Source organism: Streptomyces sp. NPDC045026 (genome assembly GCF_056432625.1).
This window is the reverse complement of record NZ_JBWKIS010000008.1, coordinates 196,194-213,498: the sequence shown is the minus strand read 5'-3', so window position 1 is coordinate 213,498 and position 17,305 is coordinate 196,194. Positions and strand designations below refer to the sequence as shown.

The following is a 17,305-nucleotide window of genomic DNA, read 5'->3' as shown; positions in this document are numbered from 1 at the left end:
TGGATGCCGTACGCGTATCTGAACCGGAGCGTCTAGCCCCAGATCACCGCCCCGATCCACGCGCCCACGATGAGCAGACAGGCGAAGAGTTCGGCCAGGACGCTGGAGCCGCCGGCGCGCATCGCGGTCCGGGTCGAGGCGACCGCGTCGCCGTGCCGGCCGAGGCGCAGCCGCTCGCAGAGGTAGATACCTCCGATGAACCCCGGGATCGAACCGATCACCGGGATCAGGCAGAAACCGACGAGCGCTCCGCCGCCCGCCCATACCGCGGTGCGGCGCGTGGCCCCGCTCTCGCGCAGCCGGCGCGGCGGCAGCTGCCAGCGGAGGACCTGGGCGGCGAGCAGGACGGCGGTGGCGCCGACCAGAACACCCCAGGCCAGCCCGTTGGGGACCTGGAGAGACCACACGAGGACCCCGGCCCACACGAGCCATGACCCGGGCACCCCGGGCACGAGCACCCCGCACAGGCCGAGCAGCATCACCACTCCCACCAGCAGGAGTTCCCACGCGCCCATCTGCCAAGAGTGCCGGACAACGGCAGAACCCGCAGTCGCAGAGGTTCACTCTCCGCCACCACGGACGGCTTCCGGCCGCGGAACTCAGCCCTGTGAGACGTGCTCCCCGCGGGCCTTTGCCGGAACGTCCCGTGCCACCCAGCCCCGCTCGTACGCATGCCAGCCCAGCTGGAGGCGCGTCGTCACACCGGCCAGCTCCATCAGGCGTTTCACCCGCCGCTGGACCGTGCGAAGCCCCAGGTCGAGCTGCTTGGCGACGCTCGCGTCCGTGAGTCCGGCCAGCAGAAGGGAGAGGATCTCCAGGTCCGTGCCGTCCGGCCCGTCCGGCTGCTGCTCCGTGATCCCGCGGCCGCTCTCGCCGAGCCGCAGCGGAAGCGCGTCCCGCCAGACCGCCTCGAACAGGCCGGACAGCGACTCCAGGAGTCCGCTCGCGTGCACGACGAGCGCCGCGGGCTCCGCCGTGCGCGAGGTCAGCGGCACCATCGCGAGTGCCCCGTCGGCGATCACCAGCTTCGTCGGCACCCGGTCCACGAGCCGTACCTGCTCGTCCCGCCCGATCGCGGCCGACAGCTCCGTCAGCCCCGTCGGCATCGAAAGCACCTCGCGTTCCACCACGACCCGGTACGCGACGCCCCGGCCGCTGGCCTGCTCCTCCGCCTCGTTGTCCATCCCCGAGACGGCGACCGGATTACCGGTGACCAGCGCGCACACCTCGTCCGTCGCGCCCAGCTGAAGCTGGAGGAACCGCTGCGCGACGGCCGCCGCGCCCGTGACCACCTCGACCAGGTCATGTACGGCCGGCTCCGCGGCCTGCGCCCGGTACTCCTCCGCGAGGAGCGCCGCCGCCAACTCCGCCTTCTCCAGCTCGTGCCGTTGCTGCGTCAGGAGCGCGCCGAGCGCGACGCCCGGCGGAGCCGCGACCCAGCGCCCCGGCCGCGCGGACGACTGCGCCGCGAGCCCGTGCCGCTCCAGCCTGCGCAGCGCGTGCTCGGTCTCGTACTCGGCGAGGGCGAGCCGCCCCGCGAGATCGGGCACGTCGGCCGCGCCCAGCGACACGAGCGCGCGATACGCGCTCTCGTGCATCTCGTCCAGACCTATCGCACCCAGCATGCGGCGATGCCCCTCCCCGAGCCTCGGTTCCGGCGGCACCGTGGCGGGAAACGGCCACGGCACAAACCCGCCGCGCCCCATCTTCCCCGTGCCAGCGCTCTCTCTGCCAATGTGGCGCCACCGCAGCACCAACATCCGCCGGGAATACGGCCTTTATGCCGTATTCACCTGCGCTTTCACCTGGGGAGAGGGAGAGCGATGCGCGCGATATCGCGTACGGCCTCGGTGGCGGCGACCGCCGTCGTCCTGGCCGTCACCGCGGCCCTGCCGACCGTGGCCGAGCCACGGGGGGACGCCAAGAGACCACTTGTCGGCAGTGAGGCGGCCGCGAAGGAGGCTGCGGGCTCCGTCGTCACCCTCGTCACGGGCGACCGGATCCTGGTGACCAAGGACGGCTCGGGCCACAGCGCGGCGACCGCGCTCCCCGGCGAGGACGGCACCGCCCCGCTCGTACAGACGCGGACGTCGGGCCAGGACCTCTACGTCTACCCCGCGGGCGCCGTCAAGGCGATCGCCGACGGCCGCGTCGACGAGGAGCTCTTCAACGTCACGGGCCTCGTCCGCCAGGGCTACGACGACGCGCACAGCAGGACGCTGCCGCTCATCGCGGTCTACGACAAGTCCGTCGACGTCGCCCGCAGCGCGCCCGCCGCCCCGCGCGGCGCCGAGCGCGGCCTCGTGCTCGACCCCGTCGACGGCGTGGCGCTGAAGGCCGACAAGAAGAAGGCCACCGACTTCTGGGCGGACGTCACCGACACCCGCTCCCGCGCGGCCGGTTCGATCAAGAAGCTCTGGCTCGACGAGAAGGTGCAGGCCTCTCTCGACCGGTCGACGAAGCAGGTGCACGCCCCCGAGGCGTGGGCCGCGGGCTACGACGGCAAGGGCACCAAGGTCGCCGTCCTCGACACCGGTGTCGACACCGACCACCCCGACCTCAAGGGGCGCGTCGCCGAGTCGAAGAACTTCACCGACTCACCCGACGCGACCGACCACCAGGGCCACGGCACCCACACCACGTCCACCGTCGGCGGCACCGGCGCGGCGAGCGACGGCAAGCAACGCGGTGTCGCCCCCGGCACCACGCTGCTCAACGGCAAGGTCCTCAACGACTCGGGCTCCGGCGCCACTTCGTGGATCATCGCCGGCATGCAGTGGGCCGTCGACCAGGGCGCCGACGTCGTCTCCATGAGCCTCGGCAACCCCGCGCAGACCGACTGCACCGACCCGATGGCCACCGCCACCGAGGAACTCGCGCAGTCCTCGAAGAACACCCTCTTCGTCATCGCGGCGGGCAACACCGGCCCCGGCAACAACACCGTCTCCTCGCCCGGCTGCGCCCCGAGTGTCCTGACCGTCGGTGCCGTCGACCGCGACGACTCCACCGCGAGCTTCTCCAGTCGCGGCCCGGCCTACGGCTCGCACACCCTCAAGCCCGAGATCACCGCACCCGGCGTCGACATCTCGGCCGCCGCCGCGGGCGGCCGGGGCGTCTACGCGTACCAGTCCATGAGCGGTACGTCCATGGCGACCCCGCACGTCGCGGGCGCCGCCGCCATCGTCAAGCAGCGCCACCCCGACTGGAACGCCCAGCAGATCAAGTCGGCCCTCGTGTCCTCCGCTGACGCGGACATCCCGGGCGACGTGCGCGAGACCGGCGGCGGCCGCCTCGACGTGAAGGCCGCGATCGACGAGAAGGTGCTCGGCGCGAGCGCCGTCCAGGGCGGCAGCTTCAACTGGCCGCAGGACAGCAGCGACCGCACCACCGTCGACGTGCCGTACACCAACACCACTGACAAGCCCGTGCGGTTGAGCCTGGACGTCGAGGGCGTCACCGGCAACGACGGCTCCGCGGTCCACTCCTCCGTCGCGAAGCTCGGCGAGCGCACCGTCACCGTCCCCGCGGGCGCGACCGTCAAGGTCCCCCTGAAGCTCGACCCCACGGCCTCGCTCAAGGCGGCCCAGTACGGCGACGTCACCGGCCGTGTCCTCGCCACCGCCGACGGGGTCAGCGTCTCCACACCGTTCTCGCTGTACGTGCAGCCCGAGACGGTCACCCTCCGCGTCAAGCTCGTCGACCGCTCCGGCAAGCCCGCCGCCGGGCCGTCGTCCGTCGACCTGATCGGCACCGACGACGCCAGTGGCGAGCGCCGCTTCAACGAGGGCGCGACCGACCAGACGTACCAGGTGCGTCCCGGCCGCTACTTCCTCTCCAGCTTCGTCGGCACGCCCGACACCGAGGGCGATCTCCTCAACTCCCTCTCCTACCTGGCCCGTCCGCAACTCGACGTCAAGAAGGACACCACCGTCGTCCTCGACGCGCGCAAGGCGAACCGGCTCACGGTGAAGACCGACCGGGCCTCCGAGTCGCGCGGCGTCACCCTCGGGTTCGCCCGCAGCTGGGACGACACCTGGCTGCACGCGGGCACCGCGTCCGGCGGCCGCTCCATCGCCGGCTACTACGCCGACGTCGAGGGCCGGGCCACCGACGGCACCTTCGAGTTCGACAGCCTCTGGCGCGCGGCGGCGCCGCTGCTCTCCGACTTCGGCGTCGAAGGCGGCCCCGCGCTGCACGCGGTGGCCGGGGCGACGAGCTCCGCGAACCTCGACGGCTCCGGCAAGGCCCAGGTCGTCGACGCCAAGTCCGGTACGGCCGCCGAACTCGCCGCGGCCGGGGTCAAGGGCAAGATCGCTCTGGTCCAGCTCCCTGACGACGGCGCGGCCGCGGCCGTGGCCAAGGAGGCCAAGGACGCCGGAGCCACCGCCGTCCTCGCCCACCGCTCGATCCCGGGCCGCTTCTATCCGTCCGTCGGCTTCATCGGCGGCCCCCTGCCCGTCATCGGTATCCCGTCCGACGAGGCCGCCGACCTGCTCACCCGGATCGGCGCCGGCGAAGTGACCCTCCACTGGAAGGGCACGGCGAAGAGCCCGTACCTCTACAACCTGGCCTTCCCCGAGAGCGGCCCGGTGCAGAGCGCGCGCACCTACACCGTCCGCGACCGCGACCTCGCCGAGAACAAGGCGACGTACCGAGCGATGGGTACGCCCACCGACTACGTGGACATCCCCAGCGTCACGCGCCCCAGCGGACTCTCGGCCTACTTCGGCGAGTTCGAGACGGTCGCGGCGCCCTCGCGGCGCACAGAGCTCTACTCGCCCGGCACCACCGGCTTCGGTCACCAGGTCTCCAGCAGCTTCCCCTGGGGCGAGTTCATGATCGACCCGGTGCGCACCTACAAGAAGGGCGAGCACCGCACCGAGGAGTGGTACGGCGGCGTGCTCGCGCCCACCACGCCCCTCGACGAGGCGGGCAAGCCGACGCTCGCCGCCGAGCGTCAGGGCAACCTGATCGGCGTCGCGCCCGGCTTCTGGGGCGACAGCGAACACCAGGGCGTCCAGGGCAGCTTCGGCGACTTCGGCGGCATGGAGCTGAAGCGTGACGGAGAGGTCATCGGGGACAGCGGCTGGCCGTTCGGTGTGTTCGACGTCCCGGCCGACGACTCGTCGTACGACCTGACGCTCAACACGTTCAAGCAGAGTTTCGGCGCCTGGAACCGCTCCACGCAGACGACGACGACCTGGTCGTTCCGCTCGCATCTCGAGGAGAACGTCTACTCGCAGGGGATCCCGCTGCTCTTCCCGCACTACGCCCTTCCGCAGGACGACCTCAAGACGCTGCCCGCCACGGACGGCCAGCGGATCACGCTCACCGCGACCGGCCACGCCGGCTACACGCCCGGCAAGATTACCTCGGCCGAGCTGTCGTACTCCTACGACGGCGGCACCACGTGGACCGAGGCGCCGACCGGTGAGCGTGACGGCAAGTGGAGCGCGACCGTGAACCACGCGGGCGCCGCCGGCAAGCAGGTCACCCTGAAGGCCCAACTGACCGATTCCAAGGGCAACTCGGTCGAACAGACGGTGACGCGCGCCTACGACGTGCGCTGATCACCGAACGAGCCGGTCCGCCGGGCGTCCTTCCCGTGGGGGGTGGGGTCGTCCGGCGGACCTTTTTCGCTTTGAGTTTCGCTTCAAGTTTCACTTCAAGCCGGGTCATTCGGGGCCATTTCTGGTCGTTTTCGAGTGTCCCGTTTTCGTACGGCCCGTGCGGTGGACAATAAGGGCATGAGCCAGCAGGGGGAGAGGCACTCCGGCCGACACGGCCAAGGCGACGACTGGTGGGGCCAGTTGTACGACGACTCCACCGACGACACGGGTCCGACCCCGGCCCCGGACACCCTCGACGACCGCTTCGCCTCGGCATCGGGGACGGTCTCGCCGCCGGGGCCCGAACGGGCCGATGAACAGGCGCCGGTCCCGGAGCCGCCCGCTGTCCCGGAGCAGCGGAGGGTGCCGCCGCCGGCACCGGCCCGGTCCGCGGATCCGCCGCCGGATCCGGGCGCCCCGCGCGCCCCTTGGGAACCCCCGACGCACGCCCCGGGACGCCCCCGGAGCTTCCCGCCCGGACCACAGCCACCGCCGCCACCGCCACCGTCACCGCCTCCCGCCGCCCCGCCCGGCCTCCACACCTCCGGCTCCGAGGCGCCCACCCCTGACACCGTCCCCGACGCAGCCCCCGGCCAGGGCGCGGCCGTCGCCGACGAGCCGGCGGCCCGCCCCGAACCCCTGGTGATCCCCTACGTGGGCGACGGCCCGCCCACGTACGACGCCGAACCCACCGCGCTCCCGCCCGCCGACCCCGACACCCTCGACGACCTCGTCGCCGACACCGTCCTGGACGGCGCCACGTACGGGACCTCCACTCTGCGTGCGGTGTCCGTACGCGGCGACTCCGCGCGGTACCGGGGCGAGCCCCGCCGTGACTGCCTGCTCACCGCCCGGTTCGGCACGGGACCCGGCGCCCTCGTCCTGGTCGCCATGGCCACCGGCGCCCGCGCCGCGCCCGGGGCGCACCGCGCGGCGGCCGAGGCCTGCGACTGGATCGGCCGCGCCGTCGGCCGCAGCCACGCCCGGCTCGCCGAGGACATCCGTGCCGCCCACCGGGGCGACCTCAAGTCGGGCCTGCACCGCCTGACCGACCGCAGCCTCGGCAGACTCCGGGCGAGCGCCGCCGAGCAGGGCCTCGAACCGGAGGAGTACACGGCGAGCCTGCGCTGCCTCCTGCTGCCCGCCGACCCCGACTGCCGCACCCGCGTGTTCTTCGGCGTCGGCGGGGGCGGCCTGTTCCGGCTGCGCGACGGCGAGTGGCAGGACATCGAACCGCAGGTCTCCGAGGTGTCGGGTGCCCCCGTCGTCGGCTACGGTTCACCGCCGTCCGAGACCTCCGACGGCGACCGCCTGACCATGGACCTCGGGATCACCACGCCCCCGAGCCCGTACGAGCCGGCGCCCGAGCAGCCCCGCGATCCGTTCCGCTTCCGCGCCTCCGTCGCCCGCCCGGGTGACACGCTCCTGCTGTGCACGGCGGGCCTCGCCGAGCCCCTGCGCGGCGAGCCCGAGCTGTCCGGGCACCTCACGCGCCGCTGGACCAGGAGCGGCCCGCCCGGCCTCACGGCCTTCCTCGCCGACACCCAGGTGCGGGTCAAGGGGTACGCGGACGACCGCACCGCCGCCGCCGTTTGGGAGGCGTAACCGCGCCCGCTGTGAATTCATGGGAAGCGAGTGTCCGGAGCGTTCGGAGTATCCGGAGTGTCCGCAGGGTCCTCAGTACCCGGTTCGTGAAGGGGCGCGTGCGTCATGGCCAAGCAGAACGTCGCCGAGCAGTTCGTCGACATCCTCGTCCGCGCGGGCGTCAAGCGCATGTACGGCGTCGTCGGCGACAGCCTGAACCCGGTCGTCGACGCGATCCGCCGCAACTCCGCGATCGACTGGATCCACGTACGGCACGAGGAGACCGCCGCCTTCGCCGCCGGGGCGGAGGCGCAGGTCACCGGGAAGCTGACCTCCTGCGCCGGCTCCTGCGGCCCCGGCAATCTGCACCTCATCAACGGGCTCTACGACGCCCACCGCTCCATGGCCCCGGTCCTCGCCCTCGCCTCGCACATCCCGTCGAGCGAGATCGGCCTCGGCTACTTCCAGGAGACCCACCCCGACCGGCTCTTCCAGGAGTGCTCGCACTACAGCGAGATGATTTCCAACCCGCAGCAGATGCCGCGCGTCCTGCAGACGGCGATCCAGCACGCGGTCGGCCAGTCGGGCGTCAGCGTCGTCACCCTGCCCGGCGACGTCGCCGACCGGCCCGCCCCCGAGAAGTCCGTCGAGACGGCGATCGTCACGTCCCGGCCGACCATCCGCCCCGGCGACACCGAGATCGACCGGCTCGTCGAGATGATCGACGAGGCCGCCAAGGTCACCCTCTTCTGCGGCAGCGGCACCGCGGGCGCGCACGCCGAGGTCATGGAGTTCGCCGAGAGGATCAAGTCGCCGGTCGGGCATGCCCTGCGCGGCAAGGAATGGATCCAGTACGACAACCCGTTCGACGTCGGGATGAGCGGGCTGCTCGGGTACGGCGCCGCGTACGAGGCGACGCACGAGTGCGATCTGCTCATCCTGCTCGGCACGGACTTCCCGTACAACGCGTTCCTGCCGCAGAAGGACGTGAAGATCGTCCAGGTCGACGTGCGGCCGGAGCACCTCGGCCGGCGCTCCAAGCTGGACCTCGCGGTGTGGGGCGACGTACGCGAGACGCTGCGCTGTCTGACCCCGCGCGTGCAGGCGAAGACGAACCGGCGCTTCCTGGACAAGATGCTGAAGAAGCACGCGGACACCCTCGAAGGCGTCATCAAGGCGTACACGACGAAGGTCGAGAAGCACGTCCCGATCCACCCCGAGTACGTGGCCTCCGTGCTGGACGAACTCGCCGCGGACGACGCCGTGTTCACGGTCGACACGGGCATGTGCAACGTGTGGGCGGCGCGCTACATCTCGCCCAACGGGCGCCGTCGCGTGATCGGTTCGTTCTCGCACGGCTCGATGGCGAACGCGCTGCCGATGGCGATCGGCGCCCAGTTCGTCGACCGCAAGCGCCAGGTCGTCTCGATGTCGGGCGACGGTGGGTTCTCCATGCTGATGGGCGACTTCCTGACCCTCGTCCAGTACGACCTGCCGGTCAAGGTCGTCCTCTTCAACAACTCATCCCTGGGGATGGTCGAGTTGGAGATGCTCGTGGCCGGGCTCCCGTCGTACGGGACGACGAACAAGAACCCCGACTTCGCGGCCGTCGCCCGCGCGTGCGGCGCCTACGGGGTGCGCGTGGAGAAGCCGAAGCAGCTCGCCGGAGCGCTCAAGGACGCCTTCAAGCACAAGGGCCCCGCGCTCGTCGACATCGTCACCGACCCCAACGCCCTGTCGATCCCGCCGAGGATCAGCGCCGACATGGTGACGGGCTTCGCGCTCTCCGCATCCAAGATCGTCCTGGACGGCGGCGTCGGCCGCATGGTGCAGATGGCCCGCTCCAACATCCGTAACGTGCCGCGCCCGTAGCCGGTACGGGTCGCCCTGCCGGCGCCCGCCGGGCCACGAGTTCGTTGGTGGATGAATCCACAGGAGTGCGGACATGCGTGCGGGGCATGCATTCCCGTGTACGCGTTCGAGTGTGGTCGCAGGAGAAGGGACAAGGTCATCGGTGTGCGGGCGGGGGTCATGAAACGGCAGGTACGAGGGCGCGTTCCCACTACGGTGGCCAAACGCTCCCCGGCGCAGGAAGCGCCGGTCGGTGACAGGGCGGCGGACGACAGCACGACGGACGACGGCGACGCGCTGCTCAGGCGCACGCTGGGGCGGTCCGATCTGCGGGCGGTGCCCGAGGCGAGGCGCGCACTGCGCGAACTCCTGGACGAGTGGGGCCCGCCGGAAAGGTCTCAGACGGCGGAACTGCTCACCAGCGAACTGGTGACGAACGCCCTGCTGCACACCGACCATGACGCCGTCCTCACGGCCACGGTCGGGCCGAAGCGGCTCCGGGTGGAGGTCAGGGACTTCGTGGGACGCAGGCCGAAGCTGCGCGTACCGGTCGCCGACGACGGTACGAACGGCCGGGGCCTCCTCCTGGTGCAGTCCCTCGCGGACGACTGGGGCGTACGGGCACTGGGTGTGGGCAAGGTGGTCTGGTTCGAACTGGACGGCGACCCCGCGTGACACCGCGGAGCCACCGCCCGTGACGGCACGCCCGCCCCCGCCGGACGCCCCTAGCCGAATTGCTGCTCGAGGTCCTTGAGCTTCTGCTCCAGTGAGTCGAGCCGCGGCAGGGCCTGGGTGTCGTCCTCCGCCGTGAGGTCGACGGTGACGGGCTTGCCGGCTTCAGGGCCGCTCCTGACGGCTTGGAGGGAGGGACGCGCGCGCAGCGGGAGCTGTTCCTGTGGTGAGGGCGGCGGGTCCTCCGATATGGCGGGCTCCGTGCCGCCCTGCCCCGCGCCGGCCCCCGCGGAGACGGCGGCCTGCACCTCCACCTGGCGCCCGCCGCGCCCGCCGAGCGTGGGGTGGCCCCGGCTGATCGCCTTGAGCTGGGCCCGCTCCAGCTTCTCGTGCTCGCGCCTGCGCAGCCGGGTCTGCTCCTTCTCGCGCTTGTCCTCGCGCACCTCGTCGACCGCCTCGTCCAGGGTGCGCACGCCTTCGAGCAGCATCAGCGACCAGGCGCCGTACGTCTCGCGGGGCGCGCGCAGCCACCGCACGATCCTGATCTGCGGCAACGGCCTCGGCACCAGGCCCTGTTCACGCAGGGCCGCGCGGCGCGTCTGCTTCAGCGCACGGTCGAAGAGGACCGCGGCCGACAGCGACATGCCGGCGAAGAAGTGCGGGGCGCCCGCGTGGCTGATGCCGCGCGGCGCGTGCACCCAGTTGAACCAGGCGGCGGCGCCCGCGAAGGTCCACACGAGTATCCGGGAGCCGAGCGCCGCGTCGCCGTGGCTCGCCTCGCGCACCGCGAGCACGGAGCAGAACATGGCCGCTCCGTCGAGGCCGAACGGGACGAGGTACTCCCAGCCCCCGGACAGGTTCAGGTTCTGCTGGCCGAAGCCGACAAGCCCGTGGAAGGAGAGCGCGGCGGCCACGGCGGCGCAGCAGAACAGCAGCAGGTAGGACGCGGTGCCGTAGACGGCCTCCTTGCGCCTGCGGCGTTCCTCGCTGCGCTCCCACGAGTCGTCGGACGACGCGGCCGCCTTCTCCACGGCACGCTTGCTGCGCGCGAGGACCGCCACCGCCGCCAGCAGGCCCAGGAGCAGCACGGCGCCGGGAAGCAGCCAGTCCAGCGATATGTCGGTCAGTCTCATCTGGGGTCCCTTGCGTCGCGGTAGGGCTTTTCGGCCGCCATATTGGCTCAGGGCCACCGGCCCGCAAGGAGTTTCGGGACAAGAGAACGCCATTGGAGTGCGAAGGGGCGTATTTAGCGGGCGTGCGCTCGAACTCCCTTGAGAATGAGGGAAGTTGAGTTCGAATCACGTCACTCGAAAGAGTGGTTCATTGTGGAGGGGTTGCCGTCGGCCCGCTCAGGCGGTTGCGCTCAGCCTCGCCACGCGGTCCGCGTCGCAGGTGCGGGGGCACGTCACGCAGGTTTCCTCGGGGCGCAGCGTGTAGAAGAGGCAGCAGCTCGCGCGGTCGCGCGTCGGCAGCGACTGCCCCTCGGGGCCGGTGAGTTCACGGAACGCGGGCCTGCCGGCGTACGGCTTCGTCGCGCCGGGCAGCAGCAGTTCGAGCTCGCTCATCGCCCGGCGCTCCTCGCCGAGCAGATGGGCGATGTACCAGAGGCCCTCGACGATCTCGTCGGTCGCCATGCCCCACAGGGCGCGCGGGCCGCGCCGCATCCGCGGCCCGAATCCGGCGAGTACGGGGCCCAGGTGGTCGGCGACGGCCGCGCGCACCTCGGCCCGCAGCGCCTCCTCGTCCGGCACCACGTGGGCGCCGGGCAGCGCGGCGGCCGGGTCGTCCGGCAGGCACGCGAAGTCGGTGACGCGTACGGCCATGCGGCCCAGCGTGCGCTGGAAGGCGACGTTCGTCACGGGGAGGCGTGGGACGCGGCGGTCCAGGAACCACGGCACCGTGACCAGCAGGCAGGCGGGCCAGGCGTAGCGGTGCAGGCCGAAGCTGGCGACGACGTCCGGGCGGGCCTGCTGTCCGTAGTCCTTGAGCACCTGTGCGTTGTCCCACGCGAGGAACGCGTCGAGGGCGGGTCCGCCCTCCGCGAGCCGCGCGGCGGCGACCCAGCCGCTGCCCTGAGGGGGCTGCTCGGTCTCGGCGAGCTCCATGATCCGCAGACCCGCGAACACCTCGGTCAGCCGGGTGTACGCGGGCGTGAGCGCGCTGGTGGCCACGGGGGCCGATGCGGGGGAAGGCATGCAGGGGACCACCGAATCGCGATCGTTTGCAGGTAAGCCTTACCTTACCCGAACGATCGGGGGTTTGAACTGAGGGCCCAGCCGCCTATGGTTCTGCGTTGGACGAATTCCGCGGGAATGCGGAATACCGACGATCGGGGAGGACCGGGGTGGAGCAGGCCAGAACGCGCGCCGACAGCGCCGCCTCGGGGCTGCCCGCGGGCGTTCCCGAGCAGCGGGGCACCGCCGAGTGGCACCAGGTGCCCGAGCAGACCCGGGGCGAGCACACCCACAGCGAGACGCCGCTGCCGCGCCCCCGCGTCGAGCGGACCTCCGTGCGCGGGCAGGTGCTCGACGCGCTGCGCACCGCGCTCGTCGACGGCGACCTCGTGCCCGGCGAGGTCTACTCCGCGCCCGCACTCGGGGACGGCCTCGGCGTCTCGGCCACGCCCGTGCGTGAGGCGATGCAGCAGCTGGCCCGCGAAGGCGCCGTCGAGGTCGTGCCGAACCGCGGCTTCCGCGTCACCGAGCGCAGCGCCCGCGAGCTCGCCGAGCTGGCCGAGGTGCGGGCGCTGATCGAGGTGCCCGTCGTGCTGCGGCTCGCCCGTACGGTGCCGGTGGCGCGCTGGGCCGAGCTGCGGCCCCTCGCCGACGCGACGGCCGTCGCGGCCGCCGGCGGCGACCGTGCGCACTACGCCGAGACGGACCGCGCCTTCCACCGCGCGATGCTCGCCCTCAACGGCAACGAACAGCTCGTACAGGTCGCGGACGATCTGCACCGCCGCTCGCAGTGGCCGCTGCCCGGCGGAGGGCCGCTGTCCCGCCGCGCCGACCTGGTGGCCGACGCCGCGGAACACATGGCACTCCTGGCGGCCCTGGAGGCCCAGGACCTCACGGTGGTGCAGGCGCTGGTGCGGGAGCATTTCGCCGGGTCGGCCGACTAGGGCCTCTCGCCCCGGGGCCACCTCCGTGACCGGCCCGCCCGGCCCTCAGGCCGCCGCCGCCAAGTGCTCGGCCAGCCACGTGGGGACGCCGCCCAGGAGGCGGAACAGGCGGGACGCCTCCGTGCGCAGGCGGGCCGCCGTCTCCGGGTCGGGCTCCGCCTCCGCCAGGGACGCGAGGGCCGGGGCCGTGCCGACCAGGTAGCCGAGCTCCTCGCGGATGCGCAGCGACTCGGCGAAGCCGTGCCGGGCCTCCGTCAACTCCCCTTCGCGCAGGGCGAGTCCGGCCAGGTGGCGCCAGGTGAAGGAGAGGAGTAGCGGATCGGAGTGCGCCGTCGCGCCCGCGTGGGCCCTGCGGTACGCGGCCCTGGCCGCCTGCGGCGAGTCGGACAGGTTCTCCGCCATCAGGCCGCGCCGGAAGTCGAGCAGGGGGCGCCCCGGGGCGCCGGGCGGGAGCAGTGCCGCGGCCCTGCCGAGCGCGGAGCGTGCCTCGTCGGCCCGGTCACGTACCCCCAACAGCGTTGCCGCGTAGGCGAGTTGACCGCGCTCGCAGGCGGCGGCGCCGCGTTCGTCGTCGTCGTGGGCCAGGGCCTCGGCGGCGCGCAGCGCGTCCTCCGCGGCGGCCCAGCCCTGCTCGGTGTAGAGGCAGCGCTCCCCGAGCAGCGCGGCCCGCTGGAGCGCGGCCCGCGCGTCCGTCGCGGCGAGCCGCTCCAGCAGCGCGGCCGCGTCGGTCCAGCAGGCGCGTGAGCGCAGCCGCCATACCGCGGTCTGGAGTGGATCGTCCCCTGCAGTCGTTCCGGAACCAGACATGGCGGTATGCGCCACGTTGCCCTCCCCGAGCACACCATTGAGCCGAGCTGTCGTGCGCGCATCTCAGCACGGATGGGCGCACTCGGCCAAGGGGGTAGGTGAAAGATTTCACAATCGCATGGGGTGGCGGACGGGGTTCGAAAGACCGCTAGGGCGGCCCGAGTTCAGCTCATACGCAGGGCCAGGAAGAAGTCCAGCTTGTCCTCGAGGCGCGAGAGATCGCGGTTGGTGAGCTGTTCGATCCGCCCGACGCGATAGCGCAGCGTGTTGACGTGGAGGTGCAGACGGCTCGCGCAGCGTGTCCACGAGCCGTCGCAGTCGAGGAACGCCTCCAGGGTCGGAATGAGCTCGGCGCGGTGCTTGCGGTCGTAGTCGCGCAGGGGGTCCAGGAGGCGGGCCGTGAAGGCGCGGCGCACGTCGTCCGGGACGAACGGCAGCAGCAGGACGTGGGAGGCCAGCTCCTGGTGACCCGCGGCGCACACGCGCCCCGTACGGGCCGCGGCGACGCGCCGGGCGTGCCGGGCCTCCTCCAGGGCCCCGCGCAGCCCCTCCGCCGAGTGCACGGCGGCGCTGACGCCCAGCGTGAGCCGCCCGTCGTCCGCGAGGCCCGCCGTCAGCGGATCGCGTACGGAGTCCAGGAGCGCGTCGGCGTGCAGCCCCGCCTGCGACCCGTCGTGCTCGTCCGGCACGGCCGGCAGCGGCACCAGGGCGATGGCCTCGTCGCCGTTGTGGGCGACGGCGATGCGGTCGGACGGCTCGGGCCCGGCCGACAGGGGGTCGACGAGGATCTCCTCCAGGAGCGACTGGGCGACCGGGCCGCCCTCGATGCCGTCGCCGTCCCACTCGACCTTCGCCACGATGACCTGCCAGTGCGGGGCGGTGCCGAGGCCGGGGAGCAGCACGGGCGCGGCGACGCGCAGGCGAGCGGCGATCTCGGCGGGGGCGGCGCCCGTCTGGACCAGTTCGAGGACCTCCTGCGCGAGCCGGCGGCGCACGGTCCGGGCCGCGTCGCGGCGGTCGCGCTCGACGGCGATCAGCTGGGTCACGCCCTGGAGCAGGTCGAGCCGCTCCTCGGGCCAGTCGCTCGCGTCCGCCTCGACGGCGAGCAGCCAGTCGGACAGGACCGACTCGCGCACGTCGCGGGAGGCGGGCGCCGCGCCGCGGCCCGCGGTGCGGATCGGGAAGAGCGAGTACGTCGTGTTGTTCAGCGTCACCCGGTGCGGTCCGCGCCGCCCCGTGCGGGTGGCCGCCAGGTGCTCGGCCGCGAGCCGGGCGCAGACGGCGGCGGGCAGCTCGGGGCCCGCCGCGCTCGACCCGGCGATGGCCCGGCCCGCGGGGGAGAGCACCCAGGCCCGCAGGTCGAGGTCGGTGCCGAGGAGGTCCAGGACGACGTCGGGGCCGCCGCCCGCGGGGCCGGACGTCATCAGGCGCCGGTGCCGGTCGACGACGGCGGCCAGGTCGCCGGCCCGCTCGCCGGAGACCTGGCGCACGACGTGCTCGGTGACCGTCGCGAAGGCCACGGACTCGTTCACCGCGAACAGCGGGAGCCGGTGGCGCGCGCACGCCTCGACGATGTCGTCGGGGATCGCGCCGAGCTCGGCCTCACCGGCCGCGAGTGCCGCCACGCCGGCCGTCGCGAGGATGCGTACGAACGGTTCGGAGTCCGCCGCGTCGCGGCGCCAGGCAAGGCCGGTGAGGACCAGTTCGCCGCCGGAGAGGTAGCGGCTGGGGTCCCGCAGGTCCGTGGTCATCACACCGCGCACGGTGCGGTCCAGTTCGTCCTCGCCGCCGAGCAGCCTGAGGCCCAGCGCGTCTGTATCAAGTAGGGCGCGCAGCCGCATCTCGTTGCCGCCGATCTGTCTCGAAGATTGTGCTTGTCCTGGGCGGGGCCGCCCCTGCCGTCTGCCCGTGTGTCGCGTCGCGTTTCGTGCGTTTCCGGGGAGCGGTGTGGATACTGGTGCCGCCGTTTATATGAATCTACAAGATGTCCAGGCTGGCCAGCCAACTCCTTCATGGTTTCCGTGACTGACCCTGGTGGAGTAGGTCGCTGTGTACTTGGGCCACTCCAGGTAAACAGCGTATGAACGAGCCTTTGAAGTACCCGCACCCCGTGGCTCGATCCGTTCGAACGACCGACCCGCGAGATCAATGAGGAGGAGAGCCGATCATGGACTTCCTTCGCCCTGCCAGCTGGGGGGAGGCGCTCGCCGCCAAGGCAGAGCACCCCACGGCTGTGCCGCTCGCGGGTGGCACCGATGTGATGGTCGAGATCAACTTCGACCACCGCCGCCCTGAGTACCTCCTTGACCTCAACCGCATCGGGGAGCTGGAGGAGTGGGAGGTCGGGCAGGACACCGTCCGCCTCGGCGCCTCCGTCCCCTACACCAAGATCATGGAGCACCTGCGCGCCGAGCTGCCCGGCCTGGCCCTGGCCTCGCACACGGTGGCCTCGCCGCAGATCCGCAACCGGGGCGGCGTCGGGGGCAACCTCGGCACCGCGTCGCCCGCCGGTGACGCCCACCCCGCGCTCCTCGCCGCCGGCTGCGAGGTCGAGGTGGAGTCCGTACGCGGCTCGCGCCGTATCCCGATCGACGAGTTCTACACCGGCGTGAAGCGCAACGCACTCGCCGCCGACGAGCTCATCCGGGCCGTCCACATCGACAAGGCCGACGGCCCGCAGCAGTTCTCCAAGGTCGGCACCCGCAACGCGATGGTCATCGCCGTATGCGCCTTCGGCCTGGCGCTGCACCCCGAGACCCGTACGGTCCGCACCGGCATCGGATCGGCCGCGCCGACCCCGATCCGCGCCAAGGCCGCCGAGGAGTTCCTGAACGCGGCGCTCGAAGAGGGCGGCTTCTGGGACAACGGCAAGATCATCACCCCTTCGGTCGCCAAGCAGTTCGCGGATCTCTGCTCCGCCTCCTGCAGCCCGATCGACGACGTCCGGGGCACCGCGAGCTACCGCCGGCACGCCGTCGGCATCATGGCCCGCCGCACCCTGACGTGGACCTGGGAGTCCTACCGCGGCGCTGACGGCGGGACCATTCGGAAGGGCGGTGTCGCGTAATGCGCGTCAACTTCACGGTCAACGGCCGTCAGCAGGAAGCCGACGACGTGTGGGAGGGCGAGAGCCTCCTGTACGTCCTGCGTGAGCGGATGGGGCTGCCCGGCTCCAAGAACGCCTGCGAGCAGGGCGAGTGCGGCTCCTGCACCGTCCGCCTCGACGGCGTACCGGTCTGCGCGTGCCTGGTCGCGGCCGGCCAGGTCGAGGGCCGCGACGTCGTCACCGTCGAGGGCCTCGCGGACTTCGCCGAGCGGCGCTCCTGCGGTGACCACGAGGGCGGCTCCCGCGGGACGTCCCTGCAGGACGCCAAGGGCTGGGCCGCGCAGGGCACCGACTCGCAGACCGGCGAGCTCAGCGGCTCCCCGCGTGCGGCGCTCGCGCCGATCCAGCAGGCGTTCATCGATGCCGGCGCCGTCCAGTGCGGCTTCTGCACCCCCGGCCTGCTGGTCGCGGCCGACGAGATGCTGGAGCGCAACCCGAACCCGTCGGACGCGGACATCCGCGAGGCACTCTCCGGCAACCTGTGCCGCTGTACGGGTTACGAGAAGATCATGGACGCGGTACGGCTCGCCGCCGCGCGCCAGTCCGAGGAGGTCTGAG

General features: G+C 72.4%; 13 protein-coding genes. 7 read left to right on the top strand and 6 right to left on the bottom strand.

Annotation, left to right across the window (positions count from 1 at the left end):
* Positions 1 to 32 precede the first annotated feature (32 nt).
* Both AC07EJ_RS19890 and AC07EJ_RS19885 read right to left on the bottom strand, forming a co-directional pair.
* Positions 33 to 515 carry a DUF456 domain-containing protein gene (locus AC07EJ_RS19890; RefSeq protein WP_389482149.1) on the bottom strand — a complete coding sequence of 161 codons (483 nt, stop codon included), beginning with the start codon at positions 513 to 515 and terminating at the stop codon, positions 33 to 35.
* Between the two features lie 84 nt (positions 516 to 599).
* The gene (locus AC07EJ_RS19885; protein ID WP_389482147.1) at positions 600 to 1,625 is read right to left on the bottom strand and encodes a winged helix-turn-helix transcriptional regulator; all 1,026 of its coding nucleotides are present in this window, start codon (positions 1,623 to 1,625) and stop codon (positions 600 to 602) included.
* Positions 1,626 to 1,823: 198 nt separating this feature from the next.
* On the opposite strand from AC07EJ_RS19885, the gene AC07EJ_RS19880 reads away from it, so the two are divergent.
* The 4 genes from AC07EJ_RS19880 to AC07EJ_RS19865 all read left to right on the top strand — a co-directional run bounded on the left by AC07EJ_RS19880 (position 1,824) and on the right by AC07EJ_RS19865 (position 9,719).
* Positions 1,824 to 5,570, top strand: coding sequence for a S8 family peptidase (locus AC07EJ_RS19880; RefSeq protein WP_389482144.1), 3,747 nt, complete (start codon positions 1,824 to 1,826; stop codon positions 5,568 to 5,570).
* A gap of 177 nt (positions 5,571 to 5,747) precedes the next feature.
* Positions 5,748 to 7,214: a protein phosphatase 2C domain-containing protein gene (locus AC07EJ_RS19875; RefSeq protein ID WP_389482142.1), complete on the top strand. Its 1,467-nt coding sequence runs from the start codon at positions 5,748 to 5,750 to the stop codon at positions 7,212 to 7,214.
* A 105-nt stretch (positions 7,215 to 7,319) separates the two neighbouring features.
* Positions 7,320 to 9,065 (top strand): pyruvate dehydrogenase, encoded by a 1,746-nt coding sequence (locus tag AC07EJ_RS19870; RefSeq protein WP_393582915.1) that lies wholly within the window; start codon positions 7,320 to 7,322, stop codon positions 9,063 to 9,065.
* A 159-nt stretch (positions 9,066 to 9,224) separates the two neighbouring features.
* Positions 9,225 to 9,719 carry an ATP-binding protein gene (locus tag AC07EJ_RS19865; protein WP_389482138.1) on the top strand — a complete coding sequence of 165 codons (495 nt, stop codon included), beginning with the start codon at positions 9,225 to 9,227 and terminating at the stop codon, positions 9,717 to 9,719.
* A 50-nt stretch (positions 9,720 to 9,769) separates the two neighbouring features.
* Here the strand turns inward: AC07EJ_RS19865 and AC07EJ_RS19860 are convergent, their stop codons facing one another.
* Entirely contained in the window at positions 9,770 to 10,849 is a 1,080-nt protein-coding gene (locus AC07EJ_RS19860) for a DUF2637 domain-containing protein (protein ID WP_389482135.1), read from the bottom strand.
* Positions 10,850 to 11,065: 216 nt separating this feature from the next.
* On the bottom strand, positions 11,066 to 11,911 hold the full coding sequence (locus AC07EJ_RS19855; RefSeq protein WP_389482132.1) for a (2Fe-2S)-binding protein: 846 nt from the start codon (positions 11,909 to 11,911) through the stop codon (positions 11,066 to 11,068).
* A 149-nt stretch (positions 11,912 to 12,060) separates the two neighbouring features.
* On the opposite strand from AC07EJ_RS19855, the gene AC07EJ_RS19850 reads away from it, so the two are divergent.
* The gene (locus AC07EJ_RS19850) at positions 12,061 to 12,834 is read left to right on the top strand and encodes a GntR family transcriptional regulator (RefSeq protein WP_393582909.1); all 774 of its coding nucleotides are present in this window, start codon (positions 12,061 to 12,063) and stop codon (positions 12,832 to 12,834) included.
* A gap of 45 nt (positions 12,835 to 12,879) precedes the next feature.
* Here AC07EJ_RS19850 and AC07EJ_RS19845 read toward each other — a convergent pair whose 3' ends face one another.
* Positions 12,880 to 13,656 carry a hypothetical protein gene (locus AC07EJ_RS19845; RefSeq protein ID WP_389482130.1) on the bottom strand — a complete coding sequence of 259 codons (777 nt, stop codon included), beginning with the start codon at positions 13,654 to 13,656 and terminating at the stop codon, positions 12,880 to 12,882.
* A gap of 149 nt (positions 13,657 to 13,805) precedes the next feature.
* A complete protein-coding gene (locus AC07EJ_RS19840) occupies positions 13,806 to 15,482 on the bottom strand; it encodes a PucR family transcriptional regulator (protein ID WP_478884620.1) in 1,677 nt (558 codons plus the stop codon).
* Positions 15,483 to 15,808: 326 nt separating this feature from the next.
* Here AC07EJ_RS19840 and AC07EJ_RS19835 point away from each other — a divergent pair, with 326 nt between their 5' ends.
* The gene (locus AC07EJ_RS19835) at positions 15,809 to 16,708 is read left to right on the top strand and encodes an FAD binding domain-containing protein (RefSeq protein ID WP_389482124.1); all 900 of its coding nucleotides are present in this window, start codon (positions 15,809 to 15,811) and stop codon (positions 16,706 to 16,708) included.
* Positions 16,708 to 17,304: a (2Fe-2S)-binding protein gene (locus AC07EJ_RS19830; RefSeq protein ID WP_389482121.1), complete on the top strand. Its 597-nt coding sequence runs from the start codon at positions 16,708 to 16,710 to the stop codon at positions 17,302 to 17,304. Before AC07EJ_RS19835 ends, AC07EJ_RS19830 begins: the two co-directional genes overlap by 1 nt.
* The last annotated feature ends 1 nt before the right edge of the window (position 17,305 follow it).

Coding starts and splice junctions, on each gene's coding strand:
- AC07EJ_RS19890 (WP_389482149.1), bottom strand. CDS start 515: ATGGGCGCGTGGGAACTCCTGCTGGTGGGAGTGGTGATGCTGCTCGGC.
- AC07EJ_RS19885 (WP_389482147.1), bottom strand. CDS start 1,625: ATGCTGGGTGCGATAGGTCTGGACGAGATGCACGAGAGCGCGTATCGC.
- AC07EJ_RS19880 (WP_389482144.1), top strand. CDS start 1,824: ATGCGCGCGATATCGCGTACGGCCTCGGTGGCGGCGACCGCCGTCGTC.
- AC07EJ_RS19875 (WP_389482142.1), top strand. CDS start 5,748: ATGAGCCAGCAGGGGGAGAGGCACTCCGGCCGACACGGCCAAGGCGAC.
- AC07EJ_RS19870 (WP_393582915.1), top strand. CDS start 7,320: ATGGCCAAGCAGAACGTCGCCGAGCAGTTCGTCGACATCCTCGTCCGC.
- AC07EJ_RS19865 (WP_389482138.1), top strand. CDS start 9,225: ATGAAACGGCAGGTACGAGGGCGCGTTCCCACTACGGTGGCCAAACGC.
- AC07EJ_RS19860 (WP_389482135.1), bottom strand. CDS start 10,849: ATGAGACTGACCGACATATCGCTGGACTGGCTGCTTCCCGGCGCCGTG.
- AC07EJ_RS19855 (WP_389482132.1), bottom strand. CDS start 11,911: ATGCCTTCCCCCGCATCGGCCCCCGTGGCCACCAGCGCGCTCACGCCC.
- AC07EJ_RS19840 (WP_478884620.1), bottom strand. CDS start 15,482: ATGCGGCTGCGCGCCCTACTTGATACAGACGCGCTGGGCCTCAGGCTG.
- AC07EJ_RS19835 (WP_389482124.1), top strand. CDS start 15,809: ATGGACTTCCTTCGCCCTGCCAGCTGGGGGGAGGCGCTCGCCGCCAAG.
- AC07EJ_RS19830 (WP_389482121.1), top strand. CDS start 16,708: ATGCGCGTCAACTTCACGGTCAACGGCCGTCAGCAGGAAGCCGACGAC.